This is a genomic window from Nannocystis bainbridge (assembly GCF_028368995.1).
In the GTDB taxonomy this organism is placed as follows: Bacteria; Myxococcota_A; Polyangia; order Nannocystales; family Nannocystaceae; genus Nannocystis; species Nannocystis bainbridge.
Map to the genome: position 1 here is coordinate 2,321,510 of NZ_JAQNDL010000001.1, position 12,475 is coordinate 2,333,984.

Annotated in this window: 9 protein-coding genes; 1 reads left to right on the forward strand and 8 read right to left on the reverse strand. The window is 71.1% G+C overall.

Going from position 1 to position 12,475, the window contains the following annotated elements; genetic code table 11:
• Nucleotides 1-10 precede the first annotated feature (10 nt).
• The 6 genes from POL25_RS09090 to POL25_RS09115 all read right to left on the reverse strand — a co-directional run bounded on the left by POL25_RS09090 (nt 11) and on the right by POL25_RS09115 (nt 8,945).
• Nucleotides 11-3,028: a DUF5682 family protein gene (locus POL25_RS09090; protein WP_272085531.1), complete on the reverse strand. Its 3,018-nt coding sequence runs from the start codon at nt 3,026-3,028 to the stop codon at nt 11-13.
• Between the two features lie 11 nt (nt 3,029-3,039).
• Nucleotides 3,040-4,269 (reverse strand): ATP-binding protein, encoded by a 1,230-nt coding sequence (locus tag POL25_RS09095; RefSeq protein ID WP_272085532.1) that lies wholly within the window; start codon nt 4,267-4,269, stop codon nt 3,040-3,042.
• A 5-nt stretch (nt 4,270-4,274) separates the two neighbouring features.
• The gene (locus tag POL25_RS09100; protein WP_272085533.1) at nt 4,275-5,693 is read right to left on the reverse strand and encodes a vWA domain-containing protein; all 1,419 of its coding nucleotides are present in this window, start codon (nt 5,691-5,693) and stop codon (nt 4,275-4,277) included.
• 2 nt (nt 5,694-5,695) lie between these two features.
• Nucleotides 5,696-7,084, reverse strand: coding sequence for a hypothetical protein (locus tag POL25_RS09105; protein ID WP_272085534.1), 1,389 nt, complete (start codon nt 7,082-7,084; stop codon nt 5,696-5,698).
• Nucleotides 7,084-7,542 (reverse strand): hypothetical protein, encoded by a 459-nt coding sequence (locus tag POL25_RS09110; RefSeq protein ID WP_272085535.1) that lies wholly within the window; start codon nt 7,540-7,542, stop codon nt 7,084-7,086. Before POL25_RS09110 ends, POL25_RS09105 begins: the two co-directional genes overlap by 1 nt.
• A gap of 641 nt (nt 7,543-8,183) precedes the next feature.
• Complete coding sequence (locus POL25_RS09115; protein WP_272085536.1) at nt 8,184-8,945, reverse strand: DUF7873 family protein; 762 nt, start codon at nt 8,943-8,945, stop codon at nt 8,184-8,186.
• 97 nt (nt 8,946-9,042) lie between these two features.
• Between POL25_RS09115 and lnt the strand changes: the two genes are divergently transcribed.
• The gene (lnt, locus tag POL25_RS09120; protein WP_272085537.1) at nt 9,043-10,629 is read left to right on the forward strand and encodes an apolipoprotein N-acyltransferase; all 1,587 of its coding nucleotides are present in this window, start codon (nt 9,043-9,045) and stop codon (nt 10,627-10,629) included.
• Here the strand turns inward: lnt and POL25_RS09125 are convergent.
• Together POL25_RS09125 and POL25_RS09130 are read right to left on the reverse strand one after the other, a co-directional pair.
• Nucleotides 10,601-11,059, reverse strand: coding sequence for an NUDIX domain-containing protein (locus POL25_RS09125; RefSeq protein WP_272085538.1), 459 nt, complete (start codon nt 11,057-11,059; stop codon nt 10,601-10,603). The two genes, lnt and POL25_RS09125, sit on opposite strands and share 29 nt — an antisense overlap.
• Nucleotides 11,060-11,362: 303 nt before the next feature.
• On the reverse strand, nt 11,363-12,451 hold the full coding sequence (locus POL25_RS09130; RefSeq protein ID WP_272085539.1) for an alpha/beta hydrolase-fold protein: 1,089 nt from the start codon (nt 12,449-12,451) through the stop codon (nt 11,363-11,365).
• Nucleotides 12,452-12,475: the final 24 nt, after the last annotated feature.

Genomic DNA, 12,475 nt, shown 5'->3' on the forward strand with positions numbered 1-12,475 from the left:
CCGACCTCGCTCACGCCAGCGCTTGCAAGCGCGCCGCCAGGGCCTGCAGCGCCTCGGGGTGAGCCGCCAGCAGCTGCGCCAGCGGTGTCTCGGCGACGCTCGCCGGCTCCGTCACCTCGCCTGCCGCTTCGCTCGCCTCACTCGCCGCTTCTGTCGCCTCGGTCGCCCCGGCCAGCGGCGCCCACGATCCTGCCACCCCGAGCAGCCCCGCCAGCGCGTCGAGCGTCGCCGGCTCGGCGCGCAGCAGCGTCGCCACGGCCAGCTCCGCGGGCGAGCGCTCGACCGCCGGCGCCCCGCTCGCCTTCGCGGCCGGCTTCGCCTCTCTCCTGGCCTTCGGGACAGGTGGAGCCGCCACCGGCGTGCTGCGGTCCCACGAAAATTCCCACGCCGGCAGCTTGTTCAGCTCGCGCGGGAACGCCAACCCCGCCTCCTTCACCAGCGTCTGCATCACCCCCGCCCCGAGCGGCCGCAGCGTCACCACCAGCTTCGGCAGCCACGGCACCAGCACCTCGTCGGGCAGGGCCGCGAACGCGCGGCTGAGGAACTCGACCGCGAGCCGGGAGATCCGCGGCGTGAACTCGAGCGCCAGCAGGAAGCCCGCCATGTACTCCGGGAACGCCGGCAGCAGCATCGGGCTGTGAAGCAGGTGCGAGAAGTCGGCGCGGATCTCGTCCTCGCTGCGCTGGCCGAGGATCCACTGCGCCGCCCAGCGCAGCGCGATCTTCGGCGGGTCCTCCGGCTCGGCCTGCGCCACCGCGATCAGCAGCTGGCTGCGCTCGCAGCCCATCGAGAACGCCAGCGCCTCCTGCGTGAAGATGAACGCCAGCATCGCCGCCAGCTGGCGCGGCGCCGTGCCGCGATCGACGAACGCCGCCGGCAGCAGCGTCGCGTAGTGGCGGTAGCCGGTGGACACGAAGTCCTTGATCCAATCCGGCATCCCCAGCGTGCGGTAGTAGTGCACCAGCCCGCGCACGCGCTGGAAGATCTCCGGCGCGTCGTTGCCCCCGAGCTCCGCCCGCAGCAGGTCCGTCGCGCGCAGCCCCAGCTCGCGCGTCAGACGCCCGCTGCGCAGGTACAGCACGCTGTCCTCGGTCGCCTCGAGCGCCTTCGCGGCCCGCGACGTCGACTCGAACGCCTTGGCCTTGAGCCGCTTCTCGAGCACCTGCTCGATCGTCAGCCCCTCGTAACCGAGCTGGATCAGCGAGCCCTGGTGCTTGCCGATCTCGATGTCCCACGACTCCTGCTTCGGCTTGTGACCGAGCGTGCGCTCGCCCATGATCGGCCGCACGCCCGCGCCCAGGTAGCGCAGCCGCCACAGCAGGTCCGACGCCGGCAACAATTCCGGTCGGCCCTGGATGTCGAGCAGCGCGCGTTCGATGCGGCTCGACTTGAGGTTGACGCCGAGCACCGCCAGCCGGTCGTAGACGTCCTGCGCCAGCGGCGGCAGCGACTCGTAGCCGACCCGACCCAGGCGGTCGCCGCCGAGCAAGATCTGGCACAGCCGACGCACGTCGCGGCGACCGGGCACGCGATCCTTCTCGAGGCACGTCACCGCCGCGTCCTGGAAGTCGTACGGCGACGGGTGCGGCCGGTCGCGCAGCCGCGCCAGCAGCGTCGCCGTGTGCAGGATGGCGATCGTGTCGGCCGTCGACGCCACGTAGCCGTGCTTGCGCGCCAGGCGGACGATCTCGATGCACCAGCGCATCAACTGCTCGTCGTCGGCGGTGACGAAGGTCGGCGGCCGGGTCAAGAACTCGCGCAGACCCGCGCCGCTCACCGCCGCCGGCACCACCTCGACCGGCGCACTCGCAGCGCTCGGAGCCGCCGCCTTCTTGCGCACCGCCGGCTTGCCCTCGGCCTCGGCCTTCTTCTCGGCCTCGATCTTGAACGGCTTCAGCTCGAGCGCCTGCAGCCCCTTGTCCCACATCGACTGCGCGATCGAGATCTCGCCGGCCGGCAGCGTGAACTGGCGCTCGATCGCCGCGTAGCTCGAGGGCACCACCCCGTAGAACCACTGCGTCGGCGTCTTCGCCGGCACCGTCCAGCCGGCGCCCCGCGAGCCGAACTCGGCGATCGGCGAGACCGCGTGGATCGCCCCGCACACGTACATCGCCTCGCGCGGGTCGATCTTGTGCGCCTTCATGTGCTCGCGGATCCGCGTCCACATGTAGCGCTCGCGCTCGCAGTCGGCGACGCGGTCCTTCTCGGTGATCCCGATCCGCCGCAGCAGCGACCCGACCAGGAAGAACACCTGGCGGTACGTCCCGTAGTCGCACGCCAGCGTCGGTCCCTCGACGTACTGCGTCCACCACTCGCTGTAGTGGCGCACCTTGGCGTTGCGCAGCAGCACGTCGAGGAAATCGCCGAAGGTCGGCTGCATGTCGCCGATCTGCAGCCCGACGGCGCCGCCGTGCAGGTTGCCGGTGTTGCCCGTGGCCTCGCCTTCGCCCTCGCCGGAGCTCTCCGCCGGCTCCGGCGCCTCGCCGCCGTCGTCGGCCTCGTCGCTGTCCTCGCCCGGCGGCGGCCCGCCCTTCGGCATCCACTGGAACACGTGGTCGACCGAGCGGTCGACGAACACCAGCTTGGTGCCCGGGTTCTGCAGGCAGTACGCGATCGCCTGGTACTCGGCCGAGAACTCCGTCAGCGGCAGCACCACGTTGAGCGGCGTCCAGTCGGCCGGGAACGCCGGCGCCTCGGGAGCGAACGCCTGCAGCGCCACCGGGAAGCGGCAGTGATGAAGACCCGCGAGCGATCCGTTCAGGTCCTCGCAGCCCTCCATGTAGATCACCTTCGGCGCCCGCGCTCGCAGCCGCCGCAGCATGTGCAGCGCCGACGACGGCGAGTGATGCTTGACCGGGAACACCTCGACCGGCTCGGCCGTCGCGCGCTGGACATCCTCGATCATCGCGCGCAGCAGCGCCCCGAGGTGGGCGGAGTCGCCGGCGAACGCCGTCGCCGCCGCTTCGAGCTGCGTGCGCAGGGCCTGCAGCGCCGGGTCGAGGAGGGCCGGGTCGAGGATCGAGTTCACAGCCGCACCGCCTACTTGAACGACGACAGCGCCTGCTTGCCGCCGGCCACGAACGCCTCCCACTCGGGCGACTTCTCGCCCTTCGGAGCCGCCGCCGGGGTCGCTTCTTCGCCCTTCTTGCGCTTCTTCGGGCCCTCGCCCTCGGCCGCGGTCGCGTGCCAGAACTTGTTGAGGATCGACACGTCCTCGGGCACGCGGCGGACCAGCGAGCCGACCAGCGAGCGGGCCAGCGTCCCCGGCTGCAGCGCCTTGTCGCCGAAGAAGTTGCTGTGCAGCAGCGCGTCCTCGAGCACCCCGATCTGCTCGGCCGTCGACAGCGCCGACTCGAGCCGCTGGTCCTCCGCCGTGGTGTTGGCGGTCGCCTCGCGCAGGTCGGCGAACGTCTGCAGCAGGATGTCGAGCATCGTCGGCGGCACGTCGACCGTGATCGTGTGGCGCGCCATCAGCTCGCGCGTCCGGAACAGCACGATCTCCTTCTCCGACTTCTTGTTGGTGACGATCGGGATCGTCACGAAGTTGAAGCGCCGCTTGAGCGCCGTCGACAGCTCGTTGACCCCGCGGTCGCGGCTGTTGGCGGTGGCGATCATGTTGAAGCCCGGCTTGGCGTAGACCACGCCCTCGTCGCCGCGCAGCTCGGGGATCGTGATGTACTTCTCCGACAGGATCGAGATCAGCGCGTCCTGCACGTCGGAGCCGCAGCGGGTCAGCTCCTCGAACCGGCCCATCTCACCGAGCTGCATCGCAGTCATGATCGGCGACGGGATCATCGACTCGCGCGACTGACCGCTGGCGATCACCATCGCCACGTTCCACGAGTACTTGATGTGGTCCTCGGTGGTGCCCGCCGTGCCCTGGACCACGTGCGTCGAGTTGCCCGACGTCGCCGCCGCCAGCAGCTCGGCCAGCCAGCTCTTGCCGGTGCCCGGGTCGCCGATCAGCAACAGGCCGCGGTCCGACGCCAGCGTCACGATCGCCCGCTCGACCAGCGACGCGTCGCCGAAGAACTTCTGCGCGATCGGCCGGTCGAAGCTGTCCCCGGGGCCAGCCCCGAGGATGAACGTGCGGATCATCCGGGGCGACAGGCGCCACGCGAACGGCCGCGGGTCCTTGTCGACGCTCGCCAGGTACGTCAGCTCGGCCGCGTACTTCTCCTCGGCCGGCAGGCGCAGCTTGGTCTCGCTGGTGGCCGGCGCGGGCGCGGGCGCGGAATCCGTCGGGGGGGTAGCAATCTTCTTCGCCATGGCGACTACATCACCTTTTTGATCTGCTCGATCAGCTTCTTGGGGCTGCCGCTGAGGATCGGTGCGCCGATCTCCTTGAACTTCGCCGCGTATTCGGGGTTGACCGAGAAGTACCCGGTCGTGTGCAGCGACCCGACCGGGATCAGGTGGCAGCCCGACTCCTTCCACTGGCGCAGCACCGAGAAGAAGTCGCTCCAGTCGTAGAAGTCGGAGATCACGACCACCGCGGTGTTCTGCGGCGAGTCGATGCACGGCGCCGCCAGGTCGAGCGCCAGCCGCATGTCGTTGCCGCCGCCGAGCTTGGTGCGCAGCAGCGTCTCGACCGGGTCGTGCACGAACGGCGTCAGGTCGATGACGCGGGTGTCGAACGCGAACAGGTGCACGATCACCTTCGGCAGCGTGGCGAAGATCGACGCCAGAATGGTCGTCTGCACCATCGCCGAGGTCATCGAGCCCGACTGGTCGACGATGATGATGAGCCGCGTCGGCAGGCTCTTCTTGCCGGTGCGGCGGTAGAACAGGCGGTCGACGTACAGCCGGCGCTCGTTCGGATCCCAGTTGGTCAGGTTCTTCCAGATCGTCCGCTTCATGTCGAGGTTGCGGAAGATCCGGCGCGGCGGCACCCGGTTGTCGCTGACCCGCGACGTCACCTGGCGCATCTGCAGCTTCAGCACCTTCGACAGCTCGTCGACGTAGCGCGCGATCAGCTTCTTGGCGTTCTGCAGCGCCGGCCCGCTGAGGTTGCCCTTGTCCCACAGGATCTGCTCGAGCAGCGCCATCGACGGCGTCAGCCGCTCGCTCAGCACCGGGTCCTTGAGGACCTCGCGCAGGTCCATGCGGTGGATCATGTCGGCCTCGAGCACCGCCAGCCCGGCCTTGAGCTCGTCGTCGCCGATCGGCGGCCGCGTCGCCTCGCCGCCGCCGCCCGACGGCGGACCCGCGCCGTGCGAGCCGTGCCCGCCGCCGCTCTGCCGCAGCGACCCGGGCGGCAGCCCGAGCGCGCCCTCGAGCCACTCGACGTCGCGGGCCCACGCCCCGTACTGCTGCGCCGTCACCGTGCCCTGGGTGTTGGGCCCGAACGCGTTGAGCAGCAGCTTTGAGACGACCAGCGCCCGCTGCACCGTGCCCTTCAGATCGGTCGGGCTCTCGTCCGGTTGCGGCGCCTCACCCTCGGGTGTCGGCGGGGCGAACCCGGGCAGCGGCCGCGAGAACTCCGGCTTGAGCTTGGGGAACCGGTGCACCAGCACGTCGACCGTCACCTTGGGGTCGAGCAGCTCGGCCGGCAGGTCGGTCGTCTTCGCCAGCTCGCGCGCCAGCGACTCGAGGTTCGGCGCCGCGTCGCCCTGCTCGAACAGGGCCGACATCAACCGCCAGTAGAGCCCCTGACGGGCCCGCTGCATCAGCTCGGGATCGGCGGCGGTCATCGTCAGCTCTTCTTGCGCAGCAGCTTGCCGGCGCGCTCTTTGAGGGTCGCGAGGTTGCCGCCCTTGGCCTTGCCGCGGGCCGACTGCAGCCCGGTGCCGATCATCCGCGGCAGCGGCTTGCCCTTGTCGATCATCACCGGCTGCAGCGCCCAGCGCCCGCCGTCGAACCGCAGCAGCGCCACCAGGCCCTTGCTGCCCGTCAGGTCGGCGAACTGGAGGTCGTCGCTGCTCGGCCAGCGCTCGAACGCGACCGGGAACATCTGCCCGCCGAGCGACAGCTCGCGCGCCTCCTTGCCGGCGGCCGCGTAGGCGTCACCCGGCAGCCACACCAGCTCCTCGATGACGGCCGGGTGGCGATCCTCGGGCCGCGCGCTCGGCCGCAGCGGCGTCGGCGAGGTCAGCACCGCGGCTGCCTCTTCGGCCAGCTTCAGCTTGGCCGGCAGCACCTCGGCGCGCGCCTCTTGCCACACCAGGTCGCCGGTCGCGTGCAGCAGCATGCCGACGATCTTCACGCCCTGCCCGCCCGCGATCGCCTCGAGCAGCTTGCCGCCGACCTCGTTCAGCAGGCCGGCGATGTCGTCGCCCTGCAGCACGTCGACCTTGAACGCCGACACCTGCGTCCGCACCACCCGCGCCGGCTTGCCCGGCTCGTGCAGCGCGCCGAAGGCCACCAGCGAGACGACGTGATCGTGCTGCCGCAGGTCGGTGGCGAACACCCGCAGCTCGCCCTTGACCTCGCGCGTGGCCGCCGGCGCCGGCGGAGCCAGCGACAGCACCATCGCGCGCGCCCACAGATCGACCCACCGCAGCCGCGGCACCTCGGGCTTGCCGTGGGCCGGGAACACCGTGAGCAGCTCGTCGAGGAACCCGCTCAGCAGCGCCGCGTGGCGCACCAGCGCCGGCTCGGCCATGATCGCGTCGAGCGTGGCCTGGAACGGCAACAGCGCCCCGACCTCGAGGTTGGCGAACCCGGCGATCGCCAGCTCCATCAACCACTGCCGCACGCTCTCGAGCAGCACCGCCGCCCGCGGCGGCGCGGCCTGCCCCGGGGTAGCCGCCAGCGCCTCGAGCTCGGGCCGCGGCCGCGACAGCGCCGCGCTCGCCTGGGCCACCAGCGCGTCGTGCATCGCCCCGTGCGCGGCCGCCCGCGCCGCCGCGATCACTGCGAAGTGACGGTCGACGAACTCCGAGCGCCCGAGCCCGGCGATCGCCGCGTCGAGCGGCTCGGCCAGCGGCGTGCCGGCGAAGCTCGCCGCCAGCGAAGCGAGGGTCTGCAGGTTGGCGCTCGAGAGCCGACCGAACCCGGACTCGAACACCTCGTCGAGGTGCCCGATCAGCTCGGCCGTGTGCACCACGGGCTCGGGGACACTGCGAAGATCGAGGATGGGCATCAGCGCACGAACCAGACCATGTCGGGCAGCGGCGCGCCGGTCGGGGCGACGCTGACGTACTGCAGATAGGTGAGGAAGCGGCTGAACACCATCCCGGCCTCGACCTTGTGCGGCCCGCCCTTGATGAAGCGCAGCAGCTCGCCGCCGGTCTTGATCTTGTCGGGCTCGGCCTGCTGCAGCCCGAGGTAGGCGATCACCCGCGCCGGCCCGTACTGCAGCACGCCCTCGTTGAGCAGCTCGACCAGGTGCTTGCACGGCGAGCCGCGCAAGCCGCCGCACGGCCGGTTGTTGTTGGTGCTGCAATAGAAGTTGCCGGTCCCGGCCTCGAAGTACGAGACGTACACCCGCTCGTCGTCCGATCCGCTCGAGACCACCCCCTGCAGGCGGCCGGCGTAAAGCTCGACGAACGGGACCTTCTGGACCTTGCGCGCACGCGGCAGCACGCGGGGGCGAATCACGGAGCGGGGGGACGCAGCAGACACGCGAGCCGGACCATACAACGATCGCAGCGAGCGCCGCAACGCCGACGATCGCTCCCCGACTGGCAGTTGCTGACACCGAGCGTCACGACGAGGTCACGCTCCAATCCGCGCCGCACCTGCACCGCCGGCGCCTCACCTGGCCAAAAGTTCATGCCGGTGGATGCCCCTGATTTAAATAGGCGGAGCTCCAGAGTGTAGCCTACCCTGGAGCCCCTGGGGACCGCGAGCCTGGGTGCCACCGGCACTTGCGCCCACGGGGTCGGATTTCGAGGCTCACGGCCTTTTCCAGCCCTTAGATTTGAAGACCCGCGTCTTGACGTTGGACCACCGGCACATACGATTGGCGTGCCAGGCCGGAATCTAACCGGCATCTCGGATCGGGGTGTGGCTGGGCGTCGAGAGAGCTTCGTCCGACCTGTCTTGAGATTGGGAGAGAACTTGAGCTTGATGCCAGCGAACCGCCCTCACCGGCAGGTGAAGGTGCGTCTACCGTTTCGCCACCCCGACGCGCGTGCAGATGTCGGGGGAAGGACTCGAACCTTCATGGTTTCGCTCGTGTGGCGTTCAGATTGAACTTCAGCTTGAGCTTGTCTCCCTGACGGGAATTCTTGGGCCTCCTACTTCTTGACCGGGCCCTCGGCCTGGGTGCCCTCGAAGATGAAGTCGAGGATCCGGCGTCCGGCACCGACCTCTGTGGCGTCGATCGTGTTGGCGCGCTCGCGGGCGAACTTGACCGCCTCGTGGAGCTTGGTGATGCGCTCGAGCAGCGCCTTCTTGCGCGGGCGAGGGATCGCGCCGCTGCGCTTGATCGTGGTCCAGTGACCGACGACCACGTCCTCGGTGATGAGCTGCGTCTGCGCCGGGTGGTGCTCGGTCGCGTGGTACAGCACGATCGGCCGCTGCTCCTTGCGGGTCTTCTGCGTCTGCACCGGGTCGCTCTGGTGCAGCCCGGTGCCGGCGTCGTACGACCAGCGCTCGGCCGGGTCGAGCTCGACCATCTTCTCGATGAAGGTCTGCAGGTCGTGCAGCTCCTTCTCGAGGAACAGCAGGTAGGTCACCGGCACCTGCGGCAGGAACACCTTGCCGTCGACCACCACGTCGGCCCGCGCCTCGCAGTTCGACCAGTCCTTGGTGGCGACCGTGTCGAGCAGCGACACCAGCGCCCCGCCGATGTCCTTGATCGCCGCCTCATAGGTCAGCTGCACCACCTGCGAGTCGTCGGGGAAGGTCTCGCCGTCCTCGCGCCGCGGGGTGAATTTCTTGTGGTGGCCCGTCATCAGCGACGGCTGCTGCGTCGACTTGTGGAGGCTGGTGATGAGCGTGTGGAGCTCGGTCCGGCGGCCCTTCTCGACCGCGAGGATGGCATTGAGCTTGGGCATGGGCCCCTCCGATGGGTGGGCGACGAGGCTATCGGCCGGGCAGCCCCAGTCAAGGCCGCAGGTTGCGTTCGCCGCCGCGCGCGGAATACTCTCGCGCGTGCCCTCCGACCGCGCGCCGACGCTCCGCCTGCTGGCCGCCGCCAGCACCGGCGCCCTCCTGGCCGCCTCGTTCCGCCCGCACGGTCTGCCCGCGCTGGCGTGGCTCGCCGTCGCACCACTATGGGTCGCCGCCCGCGGAGCGCCCGACTGGCGCGCGGGCCTGCGCCTCGGCCTCGTCGCCGGCCTCGTGACCGGCGCGATCGGCTACCCGTGGATGATCGATCTCTTTCACACCTTCGGCGAGCTCGATCTGTGGCTGAGCATCCCGCTGTTCGGGGTGTTCGCGGCGTGGACGGCGGCGCCGCTGGCGGCGTGGGCGGCGATGGTGTCCGCATGGACAGGTCCTTCAAGACATGTCCCATGGGTCATGTCGATGGCCCTGCCCGGGCTGTGGTGGTCGTGGCCGATGGTGTTCCCGTTCACGCTGGCGATGGGCCTGGCGTTCCGACCGGCGTGGATCCAGGCGGCCGAGCTCGGCGGAGTGGCGCTGGTCGAGGTGCCGATGCTGGTGTGCGGGGCGCTGCTCGGCGAGGCCTGGCGCGCCCGCGGAGCCGCGCGGCTGCGCCTGGCCGCGGTCGCGCTGGTCCTGCCGCTCGCCAGCTTCGCGCTCGGCAGCTGGCGAATGGCCGCGCTGGCCGGCGAGACGGTCCGCACCGTCGCCGTCGGCTTGGTCCAGCCCAACATCCCGCTGCTGTGGTCCGACCGCCCGGCCAAGCTCGAGCGCCTGCGCGAGCCGTCAGCCCGCGCCGAGGCCGAGGGCGCCGCGCTGGTGGTGTGGCCGGAGAACATGTTCCCGTGGACGCTGAACCGCCCGTTCGAGCGCGACTTCAGCGACGACGACCGGGTGCTGCGCCGCCACGCGCTGCCGACGGTGTTCGGGGCCGGCACCGCCGCCGACAGCGATCCGTACGGCTACAACTCGGTGATCCACATGGCCGCCGACGGCCGCGTGCTGGGCCGCTACGACAAGATCTTCCTGGTGCCTCTGGGCGAAGAAATCCCGCTGGTCGACCCGGAGTGGGCCAAGGGCCTGGTGCCGGGCATGGCCCACAACTTCCGCGGCGAGGGCCCGGGGCGCCTGGTGGTCCAGCCGGGGGCCGCCGGCAGCGAGGCGCCGCCGCTCACGCTCGGCCCGCTGGTCTGCTACGAGGACGTGCTGCCCACCTACGCGCGCGCCGTCGCCGGCCAGCCCGGCGGCATCGAGGCGTTCGTCAACCTCACCAACGACACGTGGTTCGGCGCGACGGCAGAGCCGCGGCAACACCTGGCGCTGTCGCAGTTCCGCGCGGTCGAGCACCGGATCCCGCTGCTGCGCGCGGTCAACTCGGGCCCGAGCTCGCTGGTCGACCGCACCGGCCAGGTGGTCGCCTCGACCGACGTGCGCGCCGTCAGCGTCGACGCGCCGGTGCCACCCGAGCACCTGGTGGTCCAGCTCGAGCTCGGCCGCGACACCGCCTCGGCGCCGACGATCTACGCGCGCTTCGGCTGGCTGTTCGGACATGTCTGCCAGGCCAGCGTTGTGGTCGTCCTGGCGCTACTGTGGCGCCGCCGCAAGCTCAGCGCCACGGCGCGCCCTCGGACGTGATGAGCGACAGCGGATGCACCGGCAGGCCGCGCTCGACCGCGGCGAACAGCTCCTCGACCTCTTCCCCGCGCAGCGGCAGCGCCCGCAGCTCGGCCAGCGTGACCCACCGCGCCTCGAGCGAGTGCTCGTCGGCGTGCGACTTGGGCGGGCGATCGTCGACGGGCTCGGCGGTGAAGAACACCCGCACCCGCGTCATCTCGGCGTGGGCCGTGTGCTCGATCCGCAGCACGCCCGTCAGCGCGACGGGGATGCCCGTCTCCTCGAGCACCTCGCGGGCCGCGCCTTCGAGCAGCGCCTCTCCCTGCTCGACGCGCCCCGCGGGCAGGTACCAGAGCTGACCGTGCTTGACCTCGTGGACGACCAGGAACCGGTCGGCGCGGCGGACCACCACGAGGGCGAAGTAGTACGAGGGGACAGCGGGGCGCGGCATGTCGCGGCCGAGAGTACGACCGGCCGCCGCGCCGGCGCCAGAGCACGCGACCGCGGGCGGCCGATCGGGCCGCCAGTGCCTCCTGCGCCGCCGCAGGCGCGCGCCGACTCGCGCCGCGCACACCCCGTGAGCAGCGCTCGCACCCGTGTCGTCGCCAGACCTCGGAGCGAGGCCTGCGAACGCGCTCGCCTCGCTGCCGACCCCTGTCTATGACCTGCCTTCAAGAACATGCCCTTCACGACATGCCCCCATGAACATGCCCTTCATGACATGTCCTCGACGACATACCGGATGATCACCGCGTCACAGCAAGCAGCCCGGCTGCTCGCGGTCGCAGCAGACGCAGGCGGCCTCGTCCCTCCGGATCGCGCAGCGCCCGGAGTCCCTCGGCGTGCCCTCGGGGTCGCCGACCTGGCGGCAGTGCTGCACGCAGTTGGTCGCGGCCAGCTTGCCGCGCACGCAGGCGACCATCGCGGCGCCGTCGCAGTAGGCGTCGCTGGTCTCCTCGACGCACGCGGTGCCGGGGCCGAAGCCGCACCCGAGCTCGCCGCTGCCCTCCACCGGCACGCCGGCGGGGTCGTAGGCGAAATCAAAACCCTTGTCCTGGCACAGCTCGTCGGCCGTGCGCAACACCGGCCCCGCCCCGGGCAGCCGCGGGTCCTCGCCGCGCCACGGCACCTTCGGCGCCATCACGTGCCATAGCGCGGTCCACGTCTGCCAGTCGTGCCCGCCCGGGCGGGTGAACACGCGCTCCGGCGGCAGCATGCGCCCCAGCAGCGCCCGCCCGCGGTCGCCGTCCTCGGTCCCGTAGGCGAGGAAGATCGGCGGGTTCTTGGCCGCGCTCGCCTGCTTGAGCCAGCGCCAGATCTCGTAGTCCCACGGCCCCGCCTCGGCCTGCGGCTGCCACTGCTCCACGCCGGTCTCCTCGATCGGCTTCAGCGTGCGCCGGCGCCCGAGGTACGGCGCCATCAGGACCACGCCGCTGATCTCGCCCGGGTGCATCGACGCCGTCCAGATCGCCCCCATCCCGCCCATCGACAGCCCGACCAACCACACGCGCGCGTAGCCGGCCGCGCGCGCCGGTGCGACGACGTCGGTCCACAGCCGCGTCTCGGTCGACTGCTCGGCGTAATAGCCCGAGTGCGCGTCGGCCAGGATCACGTCGACGCCCGCGGCCTCGATCTCGGCGACGAAGCCGTGGCGCACGAACTCCTGCGGCGCGTCGCCGTGGCCTTGCAGCAAGATCGCCACCGTGTCGCTGCGCTCACCCGCGTGGGCCCGCAGCTCGCTGTGGCGCATCGGCACCTGGGTCGCGAGGGGGAACGGACAGGCCGCCAGCGCCGCGACCGCGAGCGCGCCGAGGCCGGCGCCGATCCTCAGAACCTGGCTCATGGGACACCTCTCCGCGCGGCAAAC